Source organism: Arthrobacter sp. 3Tela_A (assembly GCF_049311025.1).
Taxonomy (GTDB): Bacteria; Actinomycetota; Actinomycetes; order Actinomycetales; family Micrococcaceae; genus Arthrobacter_B.
This window is the reverse complement of record NZ_JAXIOM010000009.1, coordinates 39,310-59,924: the sequence shown is the minus strand read 5'-3', so window position 1 is coordinate 59,924 and position 20,615 is coordinate 39,310. Positions and strand designations below refer to the sequence as shown.

General features: G+C 63.6%; 19 protein-coding genes. 13 read left to right on the top strand and 6 right to left on the bottom strand.

Annotated features, from left to right (window positions below):
- Positions 1 to 167 precede the first annotated feature (167 nt).
- On the bottom strand, positions 168 to 1,316 hold the full coding sequence (locus TVC13_RS04995) for a glutamate--cysteine ligase (RefSeq protein ID WP_422400129.1): 1,149 nt from the start codon (positions 1,314 to 1,316) through the stop codon (positions 168 to 170).
- 263 nt (positions 1,317 to 1,579) lie between these two features.
- Here TVC13_RS04995 and TVC13_RS04990 point away from each other — a divergent pair, with 263 nt between their 5' ends.
- Positions 1,580 to 2,392: a shikimate 5-dehydrogenase gene (locus TVC13_RS04990; protein WP_422400128.1), complete on the top strand. Its 813-nt coding sequence runs from the start codon at positions 1,580 to 1,582 to the stop codon at positions 2,390 to 2,392.
- Here the strand turns inward: TVC13_RS04990 and TVC13_RS04985 are convergent.
- Positions 2,389 to 3,615, bottom strand: coding sequence for a class I SAM-dependent methyltransferase (locus TVC13_RS04985; protein ID WP_422400127.1), 1,227 nt, complete (start codon positions 3,613 to 3,615; stop codon positions 2,389 to 2,391). The two genes, TVC13_RS04990 and TVC13_RS04985, sit on opposite strands and share 4 nt — an antisense overlap.
- 60 nt (positions 3,616 to 3,675) lie before the next feature.
- On the opposite strand from TVC13_RS04985, the gene TVC13_RS04980 reads away from it, so the two are divergent.
- The 9 genes from TVC13_RS04980 (at position 3,676) to TVC13_RS04940 (ending at position 12,070) form a co-directional block, all read left to right on the top strand.
- Positions 3,676 to 4,104, top strand: coding sequence for a DUF6507 family protein (locus tag TVC13_RS04980; protein WP_422400126.1), 429 nt, complete (start codon positions 3,676 to 3,678; stop codon positions 4,102 to 4,104).
- Positions 4,104 to 5,438 carry a hypothetical protein gene (locus tag TVC13_RS04975; protein WP_422400125.1) on the top strand — a complete coding sequence of 445 codons (1,335 nt, stop codon included), beginning with the start codon at positions 4,104 to 4,106 and terminating at the stop codon, positions 5,436 to 5,438. The genes TVC13_RS04980 and TVC13_RS04975 overlap by 1 nt, the downstream gene beginning before the upstream one ends.
- A gap of 151 nt (positions 5,439 to 5,589) precedes the next feature.
- A complete protein-coding gene (locus tag TVC13_RS04970) occupies positions 5,590 to 5,907 on the top strand; it encodes a hypothetical protein (protein ID WP_422400124.1) in 318 nt (105 codons plus the stop codon).
- Positions 5,904 to 7,247, top strand: a complete 1,344-nt coding sequence (locus TVC13_RS04965) for a hypothetical protein (protein ID WP_422400123.1) — start codon at positions 5,904 to 5,906, stop codon at positions 7,245 to 7,247. Before TVC13_RS04970 ends, TVC13_RS04965 begins: the two co-directional genes overlap by 4 nt.
- 59 nt (positions 7,248 to 7,306) lie before the next feature.
- The gene (locus TVC13_RS04960; protein ID WP_422400122.1) at positions 7,307 to 8,458 is read left to right on the top strand and encodes a MalY/PatB family protein; all 1,152 of its coding nucleotides are present in this window, start codon (positions 7,307 to 7,309) and stop codon (positions 8,456 to 8,458) included.
- Between the two features lie 123 nt (positions 8,459 to 8,581).
- Positions 8,582 to 8,944, top strand: a complete 363-nt coding sequence (locus tag TVC13_RS04955; RefSeq protein ID WP_422400121.1) for a DUF6507 family protein — start codon at positions 8,582 to 8,584, stop codon at positions 8,942 to 8,944.
- On the top strand, positions 8,944 to 10,182 hold the full coding sequence (locus TVC13_RS04950) for a WXG100 family type VII secretion target (protein ID WP_422400120.1): 1,239 nt from the start codon (positions 8,944 to 8,946) through the stop codon (positions 10,180 to 10,182). Before TVC13_RS04955 ends, TVC13_RS04950 begins: the two co-directional genes overlap by 1 nt.
- 83 nt (positions 10,183 to 10,265) lie before the next feature.
- Entirely contained in the window at positions 10,266 to 10,667 is a 402-nt protein-coding gene (locus tag TVC13_RS04945) for a hypothetical protein (RefSeq protein ID WP_422400119.1), read from the top strand.
- Positions 10,664 to 12,070: a hypothetical protein gene (locus TVC13_RS04940; protein ID WP_422400118.1), complete on the top strand. Its 1,407-nt coding sequence runs from the start codon at positions 10,664 to 10,666 to the stop codon at positions 12,068 to 12,070. Before TVC13_RS04945 ends, TVC13_RS04940 begins: the two co-directional genes overlap by 4 nt.
- A gap of 6 nt (positions 12,071 to 12,076) precedes the next feature.
- Here TVC13_RS04940 and TVC13_RS04935 read toward each other — a convergent pair whose 3' ends face one another.
- From TVC13_RS04935 to TVC13_RS04920, 4 genes are all read right to left on the bottom strand, one after another.
- Positions 12,077 to 12,835, bottom strand: coding sequence for an ABC transporter ATP-binding protein (locus TVC13_RS04935; RefSeq protein ID WP_422400117.1), 759 nt, complete (start codon positions 12,833 to 12,835; stop codon positions 12,077 to 12,079).
- Positions 12,832 to 13,848 (bottom strand): iron chelate uptake ABC transporter family permease subunit, encoded by a 1,017-nt coding sequence (locus TVC13_RS04930; RefSeq protein ID WP_422400116.1) that lies wholly within the window; start codon positions 13,846 to 13,848, stop codon positions 12,832 to 12,834. Before TVC13_RS04930 ends, TVC13_RS04935 begins: the two co-directional genes overlap by 4 nt.
- Positions 13,841 to 14,887 (bottom strand): ABC transporter permease, encoded by a 1,047-nt coding sequence (locus tag TVC13_RS04925; protein ID WP_422400115.1) that lies wholly within the window; start codon positions 14,885 to 14,887, stop codon positions 13,841 to 13,843. Before TVC13_RS04925 ends, TVC13_RS04930 begins: the two co-directional genes overlap by 8 nt.
- A 99-nt stretch (positions 14,888 to 14,986) precedes the next feature.
- Entirely contained in the window at positions 14,987 to 15,940 is a 954-nt protein-coding gene (locus tag TVC13_RS04920) for a siderophore ABC transporter substrate-binding protein (protein ID WP_422400114.1), read from the bottom strand.
- A 371-nt stretch (positions 15,941 to 16,311) separates the two neighbouring features.
- Here TVC13_RS04920 and groES point away from each other — a divergent pair, with 371 nt between their 5' ends.
- The 3 genes from groES to TVC13_RS04905 all read left to right on the top strand — a co-directional run bounded on the left by groES (position 16,312) and on the right by TVC13_RS04905 (position 20,540).
- Positions 16,312 to 16,608: a co-chaperone GroES gene (gene groES, locus TVC13_RS04915; RefSeq protein ID WP_055239413.1), complete on the top strand. Its 297-nt coding sequence runs from the start codon at positions 16,312 to 16,314 to the stop codon at positions 16,606 to 16,608.
- Between the two features lie 71 nt (positions 16,609 to 16,679).
- A complete protein-coding gene (gene groL, locus TVC13_RS04910; RefSeq protein WP_422400113.1) occupies positions 16,680 to 18,290 on the top strand; it encodes a chaperonin GroEL in 1,611 nt (536 codons plus the stop codon).
- A 159-nt stretch (positions 18,291 to 18,449) separates the two neighbouring features.
- Positions 18,450 to 20,540 carry an acyltransferase family protein gene (locus TVC13_RS04905; RefSeq protein ID WP_422400112.1) on the top strand — a complete coding sequence of 697 codons (2,091 nt, stop codon included), beginning with the start codon at positions 18,450 to 18,452 and terminating at the stop codon, positions 20,538 to 20,540.
- The last annotated feature ends 75 nt before the right edge of the window (positions 20,541 to 20,615 follow it).

Below are 20,615 nucleotides of genomic sequence, written 5' to 3'. Positions count from 1 at the left end.
CTGCACACAGCAGCAGCGCCGGGCGCTGACGCGCCGGGCTCTGGCGCGCCGGGCTCTGCAGCGCCGGGCGCTGACGCGCCCGCGCCCGTGCCCAACCAGCGCGCCCAGCCATCCCAACCAGAACCGAAGGCTAGCGGTGACTCTTGCGGAGGTTGTGCGAGTTACAGCTAACCCTCGCCGCGCAGCTGGGCAACGCCGTCGTGCACCACAGCACGCAGGTCACCGCCGTTGGCTTCGGCAACCCGGCGCTGACGCTGGTAGCCCGCACCACGCTCAATAATGCCGGCAACATCAGCAAGCTCAGCACTGCAGCCAAGCTTCTCGGCAACAGGAGCAAGACGGGGAAGCACATCTTCGAGCAGGTGCTCCGTAACCAGCTTCTCGTTGCCCTCAGCATCCAAAATGATGATGGCATCAAGACCGTAGCGGGCAGCACGCCACTTGTTCTCCTGCACATGCCAAGGAGGCATGGTCGGAATGGTTCCACCGTTCTCCAGAATGGTGGAGAACTCATCGACAAGGCACTGGGTCAGGGCAGCAATGGCACCAATATCGGTGGACGTTGAAAGACCGTCGCAGACACGCATCTCAATCGTGCCGAGGGCCGGAACAGGACGGATATCCCACCGGATCTCGCTGATCGAATCGATGACACCGGTGGTGAACATGTCCTGCACATAGGACTCGTACTCATCCCAGGAACGGAACTGGAAAGGCAAACCAGCCGTAGGAAGCTGCTGGAACATCAGCGCACGCTGTGATGCGTAGCCGGTGTCCTCACCGGACCAGAACGGAGACGAAGCTGAAAGCGCCTGGAAGTGCGGGAAGTAGTTCACCAGGCCGTCCAGAACGGGAAGGACCTTGTCCTTTGAATCCAGGCCGACGTGGACATGAACGCCGTAAATCAGCATCTGCTGGCCCCACCACTGTGTGCGGTCAATGAGCTTGGCGTAGCGCTCCTTGTCAGTGACCGGCTGGGAACGCGGAGCAGCAAACGGATGGGTGCCGGCGCAAAACAGCTCCACATTCATCCGGTCCGTTACCCGCCGGACAGCATCCATGGACCGGGCAAGGTCGGCTTTGGCTTCGGCAACCGTATTGCAGATACCGGTAACCAGCTCGACCGTGTTTTCAAGCAGCTCCTGCTTGATATGGGGGTGTTCCTCATCCGCACTCAGCGACGGATCGTCTTCGTTGACCCCGCGCAGGACTTCATCGGCAACCGAAACCAGGTCGCCGGTCTCACGGTCAACCAGGGCCAGCTCCCATTCGACCCCAAGCGTCGACTGCGCCGAGGACGCAAACTCAATCTTCAATACATCTCTCCTGCTGTGTGCGTACCTAATAGACCGTTCCGGTTCCGCACCCTTGCGTTTGAGAACCCGGTTCAATCCTAGCCCCGCACCGGCAGGCGTAGTTCCACCGCCGCTTACGGGACCGCCGCTTACGGGACGGCGGCGGGGCACGGCGCCAGGGCCCGACGGCGGCACAGGGCAATGTGACGGGCTTCCGGCGGGTGCCGACCCCGCCGGCGCCGTAACGCTCCCGCACGCAGGCACCCGCACGCGATAATGGTCCAATGCCGATCCTGAACAAAGACATGACCCTGTGCATCTCCCTGGCCGCCCGTCCGAGCAACATCGGCACCCGGTTCCACAACTACCTCTACGAACAGCTCGGACTGAACTTCATCTACAAGGCTTTCGCACCCGCGGACCTTGCCCAGGCAGTTGCCGGCATCCGCGGACTGCCCATCCGCGGAGCAGCAGTCTCAATGCCGTACAAGGAAGAGGTCATCGCAATGGTTGACCGGATGGATCCCTCCGCGGCCGCCATCGACTCCGTGAACACAATCGTCAATGACGACGGCGTCCTGACCGCCTACAACACCGACTACCTGGCGATCGCGCGTCTGCTGGCAGACCACGAGGTCTCCCCGTCCAGCTCGGTTCTGCTGCGGGGATCCGGCGGCATGGCCAAGGCTGTGGCCGCAGCACTTCGCGACGCCGGCTTCGGCGACGTCACCATCGTGGCCCGCAACGAAGGAACCGGCAGGGCCCTGGCAGATCTCTACGGCTTTAACTGGACCGCGGAACCCGGCGCAGCAATCGCAGACCTGCTCATCAATGTCACCCCGCTGGGCATGGCAGGAGCTGATGAGGACGTCCAGTCCTACGCAGACGAAACCATTGCCGCTGCACAGACGGTGTTCGACGTCGTCGCCCTTCCCTCGGAAACGCCGCTGATCCGAGCAGCCCGAGCCGCGGGCAGGAAGGTCATCACGGGCGCCGAAGTCATTGCAATCCAGGCTGAGGAGCAGTTTGTCCTTTACACCGGTGTCCGCCCGACACCGGAACAGGTGAAGGAAGCCAGCGAGTTCTCCCGCCGCTAGCTTTCCACCGGCGAAGGAACAGGTTCGACGACGATCGCCACACGGTCCTCACCGATCCGGGTGAGGACCAGGGTGGCCTTGTTCGGGCCCTTGCCCGAACCGGTAAGCAGCTGCCTGCGCAGTTCCTCGGGAGTCACGGCCATGCCGCGCTTCTTGATGTCCAGAACTCCAATGCCGTTGGCACGGACCCAGGCCTTTAGCGCCTTGACGTTGTAGGGCCGGACTTCAAGGATCCGGTAGGCACGGGCGAACGGAGTCTCCATCAGGTCCGGAGAGGCAATGTAGGCGATCTGCGGATCGAGCAGATGCCCGCCGAGGGAACGCGCGACGTCGGCCACCAGACCCGCGCGGATGACAGCGCCGTCGGGCTCATACAGATAGCCTTCAGCCGGACCAATCCGCACGTCCTGGGCGCCGGGAACATAGTCCTCATGGGAGGTCAGCTCCGCGGCGCCGGAGGCACCGATTACCAGGGCGGCACGGCGGATACCGGGACGGCGCAGCTCGTTGAACCACAGCGTGGCCTCGGTGACGTCGCCGCCTACGGAAACCCACTGGACTTCGCAGCCCGCCGGGATCGACTCATGCGGAATACCGGGACCCAGCTTCACCCCAACTGGCATGCCGCGCTCAGCCAGTGACTCCACAAAGGACAGGGGAGGGGAGAAGGCCTCCGGGTCGAAGATGCGGGAGGTGCCCGACGTCGACGTCGTGCGCCGCGCCGGATCCAGCCACACGGCATCGAACCCGGTCAGGTCGAAAGACTCCGCGTCCCCCTGGACCACCGTGGCTTCCGGCCACGGCATCAGGTTGATGGTAGCCACCGCGGCAGTGATTTCATCAAGCTCGACGGCGGTGACCTGGCGGTCCAGCGTGGCCAGGGCCAGTGAATCGGCGCCGATTCCACACCCCAGGTCGGCAACCTTTTCCAGCCCTGCTTCCTGGTAGCGCTGGGCATGCAGGGCTGCGACGTTCAGCCGCGTGGCCTGCTCCAAGCCGGCGGGAGTAAAGAGCATGTGCTCTGCGAACGGACCGAACTTGGCGCGGGCTTTCATCCGCAGCTTCGCCTGGGTGAGGACGGCGGCAACGAGCTCGGGGGAGTGCCCGGCCTTGCGCAGGTCGGTGTTCAGCTTCAGGGACTCTGACTCCAAATAAGGACCAAGCGAGTTCAGCAGGGCCCAGCCTTCGGGGGTCAGGACGTGGGCAAGGGAAGTGTCGGGCATGGATACAAGCCTAGTTCTTCGGTCGCAGTGCGGGTTAGGCGCCCGAGGAGGGCAGGGCCCATGGGGAGTTCTCCCCATCGCAGGAGCTTCTGGCTTTCCCTTACAGTTTTGAAGGTCCGTGTAGATCATTTGGGGGGAACATTGGCGCTGCCTGGTTACGACATAGCGGTAGAAGCGTGCAGGGGGATCCTGCACCGGGTTGGGACCGATCCTGGCCCTGAGGCCGCACACACCCAGCTCAGCGCAGCAGTCGACCAGGTTCTGGGCACCATGTCGAGCCCCGCCATTGCGGCTGCGCTGACGAATCTCTGGAACGACACTCTCCATCTCCAGTGCGAAGCAGCCCAAACCCGGATCCACAACGCGGTGAGCGGTGTGGGAACAGCTGTCAGCGCATATGTCGCCGGCGATCTGGAGATGGCTGAGGACGCCCGCCGCGCTGCGGTGGAAGCCCCCTCTATCGAACTCGACGATGTGAAGATCTTCTGATGCTGGACATCTCAGGACTGCAGAACTGGGCTGACCCAGAGGCTGCCCAAACGGGGGCGGACGCTCTCCGAACTGCCGGCGAGATGTTCCGGGACGCAGTCCAAAACCAGGAAACGGTGTGGACTGGTCTGTCAGGCTGCTACGAGGCACCTGAACGGGAGGACATCCTCGCTGTCTTCAGGAACATCACTCCGCACTCGGAGCTGGTGGAATCAGCAAGTGCACAGGCTGCGTCTGCCCTCACCGGCTTCTCGGACCAGGTCGCTGCGCTGAACATCCTGCGCAGGGACCTGCTGGCACGGGTTGCTGCTTTTGGCCCTCCGGTCTGTACCCCGCAAGATCCGGACGGCAGTCTCCAGGACTTCCAGAGGACGATGCTCCAGGCGGAGATCGACAGGCTTGCCCGCAGCTACCAGGAGGCGGAAGAAACGTGTGCCGCCGCCCTGAACAACGTTGGCGGGCACAAACCCGGCCTGGTAGGAGCCTTGGCCGGACCCAACTTCGGACTCGTTGCCGCCGCGGCTGACAACGTCATGGGGGTCCATACCTTCCAGCGCGTCACGGTTGTCAACGCCCGTGAGGTGCCGATGCCGGTCCTGGAACGGCGCTTCACTCCTGTACTTGGCTCCTATGACCAGCTCACCGGTCCGGAGCAGCTGGGTTACCGCTGGCTGTGGGAAGACGGTCGGTGGGTTTCCGTCCACTCGCCACAGCACCCCGACGCCGGTATTACCAGGCGCCAGTGGTTTACCCAGGAGATTTACCGCACGGTGCGCGAATGGCGCCCAGAGGTGAGCCGGAGCATGTACAACACCTCCGAGTGGTACCGGACACGGGTGGACGCCCGGCCCGACCGCTGGCAGGTTCCGAACCCGCAGACGCCCAGCTGGGCGGAGACCCCCAACTCCCTGAAAGGGATCAAGGTTGGCGGCGCTGTCCTTACGACGGCGATGGCCGGCCTTACGTTCGCGGACAACAGGGCTGAGAACCACAATCAACTGCTGCGCGAAAACCCGGAAATGAGTGACGCCGACCGGGAATTCCGGGCCAACGAGATGGCGGCTGTACAAACCGCCACATCCGTCGGTATCGACCTTGGAGCCGGTGCCGCCGGCGCGGCCATCGGCACCGTCATTGGCGGTCCCGTTGGCACTGTGATCGGGTTCGGTGTTGGCATGGGGATTTCAGGGCTTACTGACGCGGGCAGCGACGGCAACAGTTTTAAAGACAAGGCCTCCGAATTCACGGTGGACCTGTATGACTCGGCCAAAGACGCTGTCTCCGAAGGCTTAGAAGCTGCAGGCGAGGCATGGGACAGGTTGTGGGGAAATTGACGCCCCGGGCTAATCTGGGTCAGCTGCGGGATGATTTCGCCTCACAGACGAAGAATGCAGAGAAGGGTGTTCCAGGGTGAACGATTGGGTGGTCTTCGGACTCCTGTGGGGGCTTGGGCTGTTTTTGTTCATTTGCGGCCTCATGGTGCATTTGAAACGGTGGCTCCGGCTCCTGGCCCTCAACGACCTGTTCCCAGGACAGCTGGCGCTCGCCATGACTTGGCTGGGCGCCTGGATGATGACGGTTCCGCTCGCTGAGTTCATCCCTGAAGGCACTGCGAAGGGTCTGCTGGGCATCTTCAGTTTCGCCTTGCTGGCCGCTGGCCTGGTTGGAACGTTCTGGTATCCAATGTTCCTCCGGCCCCCCTGGATGCGCCGTGACGCAGAACTGCAGGCCAGGGGCGAAGACCTTTTCGCCAAACGTTTCCTTCAAGGGCAGGGCAAGCCGTCAGACGGACAGCAGCCGTGAGCGGGGGACTCATCTCGGAAGTGGCCGCAGGGCTTGTGGTGCCCCGGCCCGAGGGCTGGGAACAGCTGGACGCGCCGGCGGACAGCGTTGTGCTGGCCCATCCGCCCGTCCCGGAAGGACACTTCCGCCCGAACCTTGTTCTGCGCCGCAGCGAATCAGATTCTGTTTCGCTGCCCCGGCTCTCCACGGCTGCGCTCGCGGGCACCCTGGTCCTTCCCGGAACACACATCATCTCCAATGAGCTGTGGCATCAGCAGCTGGACCCCCAAGGGGCTCTGGTCGAAGGCCGCCAGCAGCGCTTCGTGAGGGTGGCCGAGGGACAGGTTGTGTGCGTGGACCGCTGGCTTTTCAGCGACTGCGGCGGTTCGCTGGAAGCCACGGCAAGCTATGCGCTCGAACAGCACGCCGGAATGCGCCCGCTGTTCGAGGACATGGTCTTCCAGATGCGCCGTGCAGCTCCTGTGGCAGCAGCCCCGGCGGCAGCAGCCCCGGCGGCAGCAGGAGCCCCAGCCAGTCCTGCCGGTCCCGAGCCGAGACTTGACCAGGCAGCTTCGCGGCTGCTCCAGACAGCTGCTGAGGATCTGGCGCCGCTGCGGGCCGAGCAGCGCCACCGGGTGAGCGGACAGATCATTGGCCCGGAGAGCCTCAGCTTGCTGCTGTCCATGGCAAACCGGGATGCGCTGGGACGGTTCGACGCCGCCGGCGCCGGGGAATCTGCCGCCCAGCTGCAGGCGCTGGGGGTCCTGGACGGCCGGCGGCTGACTCCGTCGGGAAGGGAATTCGTGCAGCCGCTGCGTGGGCTCCAGGCGCAGTTCACGGTCAGCGCAGTCGGCCCGGACGGCTCCACCGGTATGGATGCCTGGCTGGGGGCCGGCTCGGCGCTGGTTGCCGCCGGCCCTTCCGCCTCCGGGCTGCAGTCCACGGTCATGCCTTCCGGCAGCTGCGAGCTGCTCTGCATTGACGCTGCAGCGCTGCCGGTCTTTCTTGCAAAATGGCTTCCCCTGGTACCAGCCTGGACCGCGGGCCAGTACCCGCTGCGGCTCTCCGGGGACCTGTTTGAGCGCCGCCTCAACGGGGGTTCCAACGTCGAGGCTCCAGTAGGACTGGGGGAAGCCGAAGCACGGATGTGGGCCCAGCCCTGGGTGGGCTGGAACGTTGAGCATGTGCACAGCGGCAGAAAGCTGGGCTGGGTCACGGCAGGAGACGCAGGCCCGTTCCTGGCGACGGCCGATCCGCGGAACGGCGGTGTGGCCCTTGAACCTGAGCCTGCGGCGGCGGTTTGGGACACCCTGGTCAATTTCATCCTTGCGGCAGCCCAGGGAGCATTCGACCCGCGGTAAGCGGCGGACCCTCCACGGGGAACGCGAGTCAAGGCGCGCGACCGGGTATCTTGGGGGCCATGACTGAGATGGCTGTTGATTCCCTCGATGTTCTGCGCCGGCGCACCAGTGCCAAATGGCGCACCCACCCCGACGACGTGCTGCCGCTGTTTGTAGCGGAGATGGACTACCCGCTGGCCCCGCCCGTGGCACGCGCAATGATCGAACGGATCGAAGCGTCCGACGTCGGCTACGTATCCGGCCCCGGTCCCGTGGGCCCGGCGTTCGCCGGCTTCGCGGACCGCCGCTGGGACTGGGAGGTGGACCCCGAGGACGTACGGACCACCACCGACGTCAGCGTGGCAATCGTGGAGACTCTTCGGCAGGTTCTCGACCCGGGGGACGAGGTCATCATCACTCCACCGGTTTATCCGCCGTTCTTCGACCTTCCGCTGGAAGCGGGCGGCAAGATACGTGAGGTGCCGCTGCTGCAGGACGACGACGCTGGGTGGTCCCTGGACCTGGACGGACTCGAGACGGCCTTCGCCGCGGGTGCCAGGGCGTTGCTGCTGTGCAACCCGCACAACCCGCTAGGCCTGGTACACCCTAAGGAAACGCTCGACGCCGTCGCCCGCCTTGCTGCCAGGTACGGTGCCACCGTGGTCAGCGACGAAATCCATGCGCCGCTGGTCCACTCCCCGGAGGTCTTTACTCCCTTCCTCTCGGTGTCAGAAGAAGCACGGACCCATGGCGTGTGCGTGACAGCGGCCAGCAAGGGGTGGAACATTGCCGGGTCAAAGTGCGCGCTGATGATTGCCTCAGCCCCCGAAACCCGGCTGCTGCTGGATGAAATGCCGGAGGAAGTTGGCTTCCGGACCTCAATCCTGGGCCTGCACGGCACGGCCGCCGCGTATGCCGAGGGTGAGGCATGGCTCGACGGTGTGCTGGCAGTTCTGGCCTCCAATCGGGAACTTCTGCGCGAGCTGCTGGCTGCGGAACTGCCGGGAGTGGGATACCGCATGCCGGATGCCAGCTACCTCGCCTGGCTGGATATGCGTTCCCTGGGCTGGGGCACGGATCCCGCGGAGTATGCCCTCGAGAAGGCACGTGTTGCGCTGGAACCCGGACTGAAGTTCGGGACGGCCGGGGCAGGCTGCGTCCGGTTGAACTTTGGCTGCGCACCGGAGGTCCTTGAGGAAGCTATCCACAGATTGAGCGCAGCCAGAGCCTAGATCCCTGGATACCCGTACGCTCTCCCGAAAAGGGGCCCGGCGCTGCGAGAACGGGGGTTCTCCCGTCCCCGGCGGTAGCCGGCTCGCACAAGGATGTAACGATGGCGGGTATCAGGAGGGGACATGCCGGTGAACGGATACAGCGTCAATCCCGGGGGATGCGCCAGCATCCTCTTTCAGGTGGAGGAAGACGAGCGCAGATATGAGGCCGTGTCCGCTCTTAGGGAGGGCATGGACGCAGCACAGGCCGCTTGTATGGCTGGCTCGGGGATTGTGGGGCGGGCGCTCGCCGAGGTTTGGCAGGACACAATGAGCCGGCAGGTGGAGGCCGCAGAAGCACGCATCCACAATGCGGCCGAGGGCGTCCGAAGAGCCGTGTCCGTCATTGCGGGCGCGGACCAGGAGATGGCTGAAGCCGCGAAGTCCAGCCTTGCTGAGCTGCAGGTTTCGATGCACGCTGGACCCGGATTCAGGGACACCCACTGATGACCATAGACACGTCAGGACTTTTTGGCTGGTGTTCGCCGGTTGCGGTGGGGAGCACCGCACCTGCATTGAAACGGGGTGGGGAGGCATACCTCCAAGGTGTCGAGCAGGCCAAAAGCACCTGGCAGCAACTCGGGTCGCACTACTCCGGAGACGGCGCCACCGAAACACTGGACGCATTTGAGAACGTTATGCCTAATGCCCGGATGCTGGAGGACTCCGCCGGTATGGTCAGCAGTACTTTGACGGAATTTGCCAACAGAATCCGCACCCTTGAATACAGGCGGAGTTCGCTGATGGCGCGGGTGCGGGAGGCGGAGATTCGCGCTGCCAACGAGCTGGCGGCGGACTGCACCGCTGACCAGGCCTACACTCCGCCTCCGGCAGCCACAGCGGACCTGCTCCTGTCTGCCGAGGTATCTGCGCTGGCCGCCCAATACCGCGCCTTGGAAGAGGAAACCGCTGCAAAAATCCGGTCCGCATTTCACGGAGACGGTGGACTCCTGGGGCTGGCAACAGGGATTCCGGCGACGATTATCAATGGAATGGTCGCCAAGGGGATAAGCGCGACCACTGCTCGCCAAACAGTTACCAAAGTACCGATAACCGTCCCGGTGTACCGCCGATACCAAACGGCGGTGGAACGTATACGGCATATGGCCAGGGGGTGGCGGAACACTGACGGTGAATGGAAACGCACTACCGTCTTCGGTTTCGATCTTCGGCCTAATGTTTTCAGGGGCCTGTATAACCACTCCGGCTGGTACCGCAACCGGGTAAATGTGAATCCATCACGTTGGGTGCTGCCAGAAAGGTTCAAAGACCTCGGCACAGCAGCCAAAGGGATCAAGATCGGCCCCGGTGTGTTTGCCACTCTTACAGCGGGCTTCACCATTGCCGGTGAGCGGAAGGACGCCTACAACGAACTGCTGCAGGCGAATCCAGGCTGGAGCCGGGATGAACTCGACGGACGGGCAAACCTCGAGGGCGGGCTAAAGGGCGGTACCAAGGCGGCCATCGACATCGGTGCAGCTGGTGCCGGTGCTCTCATCGGTACCGCAATCGGCGGGCCAGTCGGCACCGTAGTTGGGGCCTTCATCGGTATCGGCATTTCAGCGGTTACCTCAATGGAATTTGATTCCTTGGGCGGCCGCACGTTGAAAGACGTTGCAGCCGACGGTGTCATGGATGCCGTAGACGGTTTCGTGAAGGGGTGGGACAAACTCTTTGGCAGTTGACCACTTACTGGAAAGGAAGAGAAAGCTTGAGTGCATGACGAAGCCCCCTGGCATCGGCAATAAAAACCAACGCAAGGAGCAGCATGGAATCTGAAATTAACTATTGGGTGTTCTTTGCGTTCATGTTGCCCTTTGGACTCATTTTGTTTACTGGCGGCCTCCTCCTTTACGCAAAGAAGTTTGTGGGCCTGCTGGTCCTGGATCATTTTATGCCCGGAAAGCCCTCCCTGGCGCAGACATTCATCGGGGCGTGGCTCATCCTGATGGCACCGAGCGAATTCGTACTTCAGTCCGACATTGACGCCCTTATTGTTCCCTACGGCATTCTTCTCTTCAGCTGCCTCGCCATCGGACTTCTGGGCTGTTACTGGATGCCGAAGTTCCTTCAGCCGCGGTGGATGAAAGAGGGAGACAAACTGGAGGCGCGCGGGGAAGACCGGTTTGTGAGGGACTTTTACGACTCGAACGGGAAAAGGAAGCAATGACGAATGCTGCCGGCTTCAGCTACGAACGTGCCGACGGCATGCGGGTTCCCTGCCCGGGTGGCTGGGAGTTCGTCGAGAGCTCCGCGAACACGATCGTCGTCGCACATCCACCAGTAACCTCCGGGATCTTTCGACCCAGCATGGTACTGCGCTGGGCACCTGCGGACGGGATCTCCCTGGCCCGCTACGCAACCGCGGCACTGGCTTCGACCATGCAAACAGCGCAGCGGGTCCGCATCATTGCCCACGAGGTGTGGCCAATAGACGGCCCCGAAGGGCCTGTGAGTGCCAGGCGGCAGCGCTTCGTTCACCAGACAGAGCAGCACCCGGTCTGCGCGGACCGCTGGCTGTGGATCGCGGGCAACCGGGTCTTCGAGGCTACGGCAAGCTACACAGTTGACCAGCTAGTTGGGATGAAGCTGCTGTTCGAGCAGATGATCCAGGATCTTCGGATCGATGCCGGGGACGATGCCGGGGAGAGCCAGGAACGCAGCCTCATGGACACCATCGCGCCCACGGAGCCCCGCCTGGATGAAGCGGCAAGCCGGTTGGCGGGGGAGGACCGCGAGGATCTGGACCGTCTCGCAGCAGAGCAGCCCTACCAGGAACCGGCACTCCTGCTGCCCATCCCTGCGCTGGAACTGATGGACAGTCTGGCGGAGCGGCACCGGCTGGGAATGTTCCAGCGCAAGGGCCCGGAGGTTGCGGTGCTTCGGGACGCGGGTTTCCTCGCGGCAGACGGCTCGCTGACACCGGCAGGCACTGCGTTCGTGGCACCGTTACGCAGTCTGGACGCGGCCTTCAGCGTCACAGTGGGTGACGCGCTCGGCGGGGCCGTTCTCCAGGTATGGATCGGCGGCGGTATCGGCAGGGTGACAGCGGAACCCTCGCGCTTCTCCACGCCATCCGCGCGGGTACCGGGCCCGGATAACCTGTCCGTTCAGGTGCTTCAAGCCAATGCCGTCCCCAAAGCCATAGCGGACTGGCTGGGCTTCTCACCGGCATGGAGCATTACGCATGAACCGGTGGTCCTGACGAAGGACCAGTACGAGGCCAGAATGAAGTCCGCCCAGGTAAGCGCCCCGGAAGGTTTGGGCGAGGCTGCCAGGCGTATGTGGGAACAACCATGGACTGATTGGGAAATCGTCGATGAGGAGACGGGCGGCTGGTTCGGTTTCGTTCACGCGGGATCTGCGGGCCAGTACCGGCTGAGCCCGGCTGAAGAGAGCGGCTCGGTGATGCTGGAGCCGGTCTCCACCGCCGCTGTCTGGGACACCCTGGTGCGGTTTATCCACGCCGCGGTTGAAGGAACTCCGCTCTGGATCCCGGAGTTGCCGGGCTTTGACCAGCGGCCGGCAGACGGCACGGCGCCGGAAGGAAAAGTCTGGGCGGAATACGCCTAGGCCGGGCTAGGCGAAGTACACGCCGATCCGGTTGCCCTCGATCTCCTCGATGCGGATATCGATCTCGTAGATGTCCTTCAGGACCTCCGGCTGCATGATCGCTGACGGCGGCCCCTGGTGGAGCAGCCTGCCGTCCGCCATGGCAATGATGTCGTCGGAGTAGCAGGACGCGAAGTTGATGTCGTGGATGACCAGGACAACGGTCTTGCCCAGCTCATCCGTCAGGCGGCGGAGCAGCCGCATCATCTCCACGGAGTGCTTCATATCAAGGTTGTTCAGCGGCTCATCCAGCAGCAGGTAATCGGTGTCCTGCGCCAGCACCATGGCGATGAATGCACGCTGGCGCTGGCCACCGGACAGCTCGTCAACGAAGCGGTCGGCCAGCGCCGTGAGGTCAAGGAAGGCCATGGCCTGTTCGATCTTCTCGCGGCAGACCGACGTCGGGCGTCCGCCGTTGTGGGGGTAGCGGCCAAAACCTACCAGGTCGCGGACGGTCAGGCGTACGGTCAGATGGTTGTCCTGCCGCAGGATGGCCATCTTACGGGCCAGGTCCTTGCCCGGAGCATTGGAGACGTCCAGGCCGTCCACGGTGACCGAACCGGCATCGGACTTCAGCAGGCGGCTGATGATTGAAAGCAGCGTGGACTTGCCGGCTCCATTGGGGCCGATGATCGAGGTGACGCCGCCTTCCTTGATGTGGCAGCTCACCTCATCAACAACCGTTTTGCCCGCGTACTGCTTGGTGACGCCGGTTACCTGGATCATTTGAGGGAGCCTTTCAGTAGCAGGATCAGGAAGACGATCCCGCCAACGAATTCAATAACAATGCTCAGCGCCGTATCGAAGGCGAAGATGCGTTCGAGGACAAGCTGGCCGCCGACCAGGGCGATGATGCCCAGCAGGACGGCGATGGGAACCACGGCTTTGTGGGAGAAATGGGAGCACAGCTGGTAGGCCAGCGAGGCCACCAGCAGGCCGAAGAAGGTAACCGGGCCAACCAATGCGGTGGAGACCGCAACCAGGACCGAGCAGATAACCAGGACGCCGGTCACCGACCGCTTGTGGTTTACACCCAGGTTGATCGAGGTTTCCCGTCCAAGGGACATCACATCCAGTGAGTGCCGCATCCGCCAGGCCGGAACGCTGACGATCGCCACGGCGATGAGCGAATAGCCCAGCAGCGCGCCGTCGACATTATTAAAGGAAGCGAAGAACAGGTCCTGCAGGATGATGAACTCGCTGGGCTCGATGAGCCGCTGCAGCAGGGAAGACATGCCGCGGAACATGGTTCCCAGCACGATTCCCACCAGCAGCATCAGGTGCAGGGACTTGCCGCCGCCGGTGAACAGCCAGCGGTAGAGCAGGAAGGAGAAGCCTACCATCAGGGCAACTTCCATTCCGTAGCGCAGCGGCTCGGACATGGAGAGCACCAGCCCGCCGCCGAAAGTGAACACCAGGACGGTCTGGATCAGCACGTACAGGGCATCGAAGCCCATGATTGACGGCGTGAGGATCCGGTTGGCGGTCACAGTCTGGAAGAGCACGGTGGAAACCCCGACGGCGTAGGCCACCAGGATCATCGAGCCCACCTTGATGGCGCGGCGCGGCAGGACATAGCCGATGTTTCCGCGCAGCTCGATGGTCATAAAGACGGCAACGAGGGCCGCGGCCACAACGGAGAGGGCGATAATCCAGAACCGAGGGGAGAGGTTTCGCACCGGGCGGCGGCGCTGCACCGTCATTGCCGAGGGCAGGACGCTGGTGGGGGAGCTAGGCACGGGCGGAGCGCTTTCTCAGGAGCAGGTAGAGGAACAGGACGCTGCCCACGGCAGCGACGATCACCCCTACCGGAATTTCGTAGGGGTAGCGGATGGTCCGGCCGATGATGTCGCAGACCAGCACAAAGCCGGCGCCGAAAATCGCGACCCAGGGAATTGCGCGGCGGACGTTGTCACCTACGAGCAGGGAGACAAGGTTCGGGACGATCAGTCCCAGGAACGGAACGGAACCCACACTGACAACCACGACGGCGCTGATCAGGGACACGATGATCAGGCCCAGGGTCATCACCCGGTTGTAGTTCAGGCCCAGGTTGGTGGTGAACTCCTGGCCCATGCCGGCCACGGTGAACCGGTCAGCGGCCAGGAACCCGATCAGGGTCAGGGCGCCGACAATCCACAGCAGTTCGTAGCGTCCGCGCAGCACGCCGGAGAAGTCTCCGGTCATCCAGGAATTCAGCGTCTGCAGCAGGTCGAACCGGTAGGCGAAGAACGTGGTCACGGCCGCAATGACACCGCCGAGCATAATGCCCACAAGGGGAACGATCAGGGTGTTGCGCAGCGGGATGCGGCGCAGGATGAGCAGGAACAGGGCTGTTCCGGCCACGGCGAAGAGGGTGGCAGTGGACATCTTCATAAACAGCGAGGCGCCGGGGATGAGGACGGTTACCACCAGGATGCCCAGGGACGCGGATTCGATCGTGCCGACGGTGGACGGCTCCACGAACTTGTTCCGTGCCATCAGCTGCATGATCAGCCCGGCCACGCTCAGTGCCATGCCGGCCAGGATGATGCTCAGGGTCCTCGGCACCCGGCTGACCCAGAAGATGTTCCAGGCGTGTTCGTCGCCGGCAAGCAGCGAGGACAGGGAGACGTCACTGACACCCACAAACATGCTCACGACGGCGAGTGCGAGGACGGCGGTGCCGCCCAGAACCAGCATGGCTGCCGGACCGGGGACCCGCCGTCGCCGCTGTCCGGAGACGGCAGCGGCCCCGGCCTGTGCCGGAGCTGTGGGGGGTGTGAGCTGTGTTGTCATGAAGGTTCCGTCTCCCTCACGGGCCGGGCCCGCCCGAAGGCGGTCCCGGCCAGTGAGGATCTAGCAGCCGGATGCGATCCGGCAGATGAGGGGGACGAGTTAGGAGATGCCGTCCTGGACAGCGCTGACCATGGCGTCAACGTTGTTCAGGCCGTAGCCCACCAGGTACCAGCTGGAGGAATCCAGCATGGTGATGCGGTCGTTCTTGGCAGCCTTGGTGCCCATGACGAGTTCGTTGTCCAGGACCGCGGAGGCAACTTCGCCGGCGTTGCCTACTGCGACGTCGCGGTCAATGACGAACAGGTTGTCCGGGTTGATCTCGGCGACGTATTCGAAGGACACGGATTCGCCGTGCTGGGCTTCGGACTTGATGTCAGCAGCCGTGGCGACACCCAGGACATCGTGGATCAGACCGAAGCGTGAGCCGGCGCCGTAAGCGGTCATTTCGCCGCCGCTGGTCATGATGATCAGGCCGTTGCCGGCGTCGGCAGCGGTGGCCTTGGTTTCTTCGACCTTGGCGTCCAGTGCGGCGAGCTTCTCCTCGACCTCGGCTTCCTTGCCGAAGATTTCACCGATGATTTCGGTGTTGGAGATGAAGGAGTTCCACGGATCCGCAGCGTCGGTGCTGAGGTTGATCGTCGGGGCGATCTTGGAGAACTCTTCATAGGAGTCTGCGGTGCGGCCGGACATGATGATGAGGTCCGGGGCGCCGGCGCTGATGGCTTCGAAGTCCGGCTCCTTCATGCTGCCGATTTTCTCGTAGTCATCCGAGCCGTACTTGGAGAGGCTTTCGGGGAAGTTGGCGGCCGGAACGCCGTCAACCTCGATGCCCAGGGCATCAAGGGTGTCCAGGGCGCCCAGATCGAAGGTGTAGACAACCTCGGGGTTCACGGGAACCTCGGTAGTGCCCTGGGTGTGCTCCACGGTGACGGTGGCCGGCTCAGTCGCTGCGGGTTCTGCAGCGGCTTCGGTCTCCGAACCGCACGCGCTGACGGCAAGCAGGGAAACCAGGGCGGTTCCGGCCAGCAGCCGGGACTTGAGGGTGGTCTTCACGGGGTGCTCCAGATGATCTCTATGGTTTGGCCCAATGACGGATGCCTCCGCATTAGGTCACAAAATCGTTGGCTAATTTTGCGCGCCTTTGAAAACTATCTTGTTAGGCAAGGCTAAGCAACTCCATGAACGCACGTGAGTAACCGAACGACGCAGTGCAGTCCCACTTGCCGGGACCGGGGGAGGTGCCGGGTAAAACCTTTGTTGGCACTCACCTTGACCGAGTGCTAACCGTTGCATAAAGTCGGAGCTAGCACTCACCTAGTGAGGGTGCTAATTCCTGAGGGAAGCGCCCACCGGCACCCGCGACGACGGCAAGCGCCTACCGACGGTCCACAAACCCGTTAGTAACTAAGCAAAGGAGAGCCCGAGTGTCGGTCTCTATTAAGCCCCTTGAGGATCGCATCGTTGTTCGCCCGCTCGAAGCTGAGCAGACCACGGCTTCCGGCCTGGTCATCCCGGACACCGCTAAGGAAAAGCCCCAGGAAGGTGAAGTCGTAGCTGTCGGCCCCGGCCGCGTTGACGACAACGGCAACCGTGTGCCGATCGATGTCGCCGAGGGCGACGTCGTCATCTACTCGAAGTACGGCGGAACCGAGGTCAAGCAGGGCGGCCAGGAATACCTGGTGCTCTCCGCACGCGACGTGCTGGCCATCGTCGTCAAGTAAGTCTTTGAAGACCCCGGCCAGATTCGGCCGGGGTCTTCTTTTGTAGATGTAGTTCTCGAAAGGACACACACATGGCAAAGCAGTTGGAGTTCAACGACTCCGCCCGTCGTTCACTGGAAGCCGGTGTCGACAAGCTCGCCAACACCGTCAAGGTCACCCTCGGCCCGCGCGGCCGCAACGTGGTGCTCGCCAAGACCTGGGGCGCTCCCACCATCACCAACGACGGCGTCACGATCGCCCGCGAAGTCGAGCTCGACGATCCGTATGAGAACCTTGGCGCGCAGCTGGCCAAGGAAGTTGCCACCAAGACCAACGATGTTGCCGGCGACGGCACCACCACCGCCACGGTCCTGGCCCAGGCGCTGGTCAAGGAAGGCCTGCGCAACGTAGCTGCAGGCGCCGCTCCCGGCGCGCTGAAGCACGGCATCGAGACCGCTGTTGAGGCAGTGGCCGCACGCCTGCTGGAAAACGCCCAGGAAGTCGAAGGCAACCAGGTTGCCCACGTGGCTGCCATCTCCGCCCAGAGCGAGGAAGTCGGCCAGCTGCTGGCCGAGGCTTTCGACAAGGTCGGCAAGGACGGCGTCATCACCATCGAGGAATCTTCCTCGACGTCCACCGAACTGGTCATCACCGAAGGCATGCAGTTCGACAAGGGTTACCTCTCGCCGTACTTCGTTACCGACGCTGAGCGCCAGGAAGCTGTCCTTGAAGACGCCCTGATCCTGATCAACTCCGGCAAGATCTCCTCCGTGGCTGAGTTCCTGCCGCTGCTGGAAAAGGCGCTGCAGGCCTCCAAGCCGCTGTTCATCATTGCCGAAGACGTGGACGGCGAAGCCCTCTCCACCCTGGTCGTCAACAAGATCCGCGGCACGCTGAACGTTGTTGCCGTCAAGGCTCCGGGCTTCGGCGACCGCCGCAAGGCCATGATGCAGGACATCGCCACCCTCACCGGCGCCCAGGTTGTGTCTCCGGACCTCGGCCTGAAGCTGGACCAGGTTGGCCTGGAGGTGCTGGGTTCTGCCCGCCGCATCACCGTCACCAAGGACAACACCACGATCGTTGACGGCGCCGGCTCCGAAGCTGACGTCGCTGACCGCGTTGCCCAGATCCGCGCCGAGATCGAGCGCACCGATTCCGACTGGGACCGCGAGAAGCTCCAGGAACGCCTGGCCAAGCTGTCCGGCGGCATCGGTGTGATCAAGGTTGGTGCTGCAACCGAGGTTGAGCTGAAGGAAAAGAAGCACCGCATCGAGGACGCTGTGTCCTCTACGCGTGCTGCCCTGGAAGAGGGCATCGTGGCCGGCGGCGGTTCCGCGCTGGTCCACGCTTCCCGCGCCCTGGACACCGATTCCGAGGTGGCAAAGCTCGACGGCGACGCCGCCACTGCCGTCGGCCTGGTCCGCCGTGCGCTGGCCCAGCCGCTGCGCTGGATCGCTGAAAACGCCGGTGCCGAAGGGATGGTTGTTGTTTCAAAGGTGAGCGAGCTGGACGTCAACAACGGCTTCAATGCCGCCACGGGCGAATACGGCAACCTGATCGAAGCCGGAGTTATCGACCCGGTCAAGGTCACCCGCTCCGCTCTGCGGAACGCCGCTTCCATCGCCGCCCTGGTGCTGACCACCGAGGCGCTCGTCGTCGAAAAGCCGGCTGACGAAGAAGATGACCACGGCCACAGCCACTAATTCCGGCTGAGCCTAAAGGCCCCGTCCGGCGCGGATTCCTCCGCACCGGACGGGGCTTTTGTTCTTCCCGGCGGCTGAGCGGGACGGCGGGATTCAGGGTCCGGAGCGGGCGGCCGGTAAACTCTTGCGGTATTTGCCGCTTTGAAAGGACACCCGCAAGTGTCAGCACCCGTGCAGCACGCTGCCGCTTCGCCTGCCCCGCCGGCCAACGCCGCACCCGCCGCCGAACGCCGTTACCGGCCGGAGGTCCAGGGCCTGAGGGCCCTGGCCGTGATACTGGTGGTTTTCTACCACGTCTGGCTGGGCCGGGTATCCGGCGGCGTGGATGTCTTTTTGCTGATCTCGGCGTTCCTGCTGACCGGCTCCTTTGTCCGCAAGGCAGAAAGCGGCCGTGCGCTGGCCCTGGGCCGGTACTGGCTGCACCTGTTCAAGCGGCTGCTGCCCGCCGTCGCCGTCGTCCTGCTTGCGGTGCTGGGAGCTGCGGCGGCACTGCTCCCGGCCAGCGCCCGGCAGGACCTGATCGGACAAACCTGGTCCTCGCTCTTCTACTTCCAGAACTGGGCCCTGGCAAACAACGCCGTGGACTACCTGGCGGCAGACCACAGTGCCGCCAGCCCCCTGCAGCATTTCTGGTCCCTGTCCATCCAGGGCCAGGTGTTCATCCTCTGGCCCCTGATCTTCGCTGCAGCCCTGCCGGCGGCCAGGCTGGTTGGCAGGAGCTACCGGTCAGTGCTGGCCGTGGTCTTCGCAGCGGTGTTCGCAGTGTCGCTGGCGTTCTCAATCTGGCAGACCGGGGCCAACCAGGCCTACGCCTACTTTGACACCCGGACCAGGCTCTGGGAATTCGCGCTCGGTTCCCTGCTGGCACTGGCACTGCCCTTTCTGCGCATCGGCCGCCGGATCCGGATCCTGGTCGGCTGGACCGGTGTGGTGGCCATGCTGAGCTGCGGGATCATCCTGCAGGTCCAGCAGCAGTTCCCCGGCTACCTTGCCCTCTGGCCTACCCTGGCAGCAGCCATGGTGATCGCCGCCGGAGATACCGGAAGCCGGGCCGGCGCCGACCGCTGGCTCAAAGCCAAACCGCTGGTGAAGCTGGGGGACAACTCCTATGCCCTGTATCTCTGGCACTGGCCGGTGCTGGTGTTCTGGCTGATTGCCTCCAAACAGCAGAACGCCGGGATGGTGGACGGCGCCGTCGTCATTGCCGTGTCGCTGCTGCTGGCCGTGCTCACCACCAAACTGGTTGAAGGCCCGCTGCGCACCTGGTCCTGGCCGCAGGCTGCGTCCTGGCGTTCCGGCCTGGTGCTGGCGGCGTCCTTCGCGCTCGTTGCAGCACCGCTGGCCGGCTGGCAGGCCAAGGTAGACGCGCAGGCCGAGGCCGTGCGGCTGCAGTCCATCGCGGACAACCCCGGAGCTCTGTCCCTGGACCCGGACTTCGAAACCGCATCATCCACCCAGGCACTGGTGAAACCGGCGCCGTCGGAGATGGACGAGGAATGGGCAAAACTGGACGAGGCCTGTGAGGAGAGCGTGGCCCCGGCGCCGGAGAGCATGCTGGAAAAGCACTGCAAGCAGATCGGCACCGCCGCCGGTGCACAGAAAACCATAGTGGTCCTGGGGGATTCCCACGCGATGCAGTGGACTGCAGCGCTGGGACCGGTGGCACTGGCCAATGACTGGCATATGGTGTCGGTCCTGAAGATGGGCTGCCGCTATGGAGCAGAAGACCCGGAGCGTTCCGAGGAATGCAACGCCTTCAACCAGGCGGCGGGGGAGTACGTGCTGGACCTGATGCCGGACGCAGTCTTCACCGTGGCGTCGGTGACGCGGGAATCCGTGCCGGATGAAACCCTGGCCGGCGGCTATGAGGAAGGTGTTCGCGGCTTCGCCGAAGCAGGGATCCAGGTCCTTGCCATGCGGGACAACCCCAGATTCGAGTTCGACATGTTCAAGTGCCTTGAATCCAACGGATTCAACGCGCAGGCCTGCCACGTTCCCCGCAGCCAGCTGCTTGCTGAAGTCTCTCCGCTGGACGGGCTCGAGGCGCGGATCCCCGGCGTACGTGTCCTGGATATGAGCGACCAGTTCTGCTTCGACGGCGGCTGCCCCGGAATTATCGGCAACGTGATCGTCTACAAAGACCATGACCACCTGAACCGGACGTACATGGAAACCACCTCCCACGTGCTGGCCGAGCGCATCCTGGCCGCCACCGGCTGGGAGGGCGTCAGCATGACCGGAACGACATAGGGCCAAAGCATCCGAAGGAATAGGGAGGGCCGCCGATTTCGTTCTACGATTAGATAAACGCGGGCGTGTTGTCCC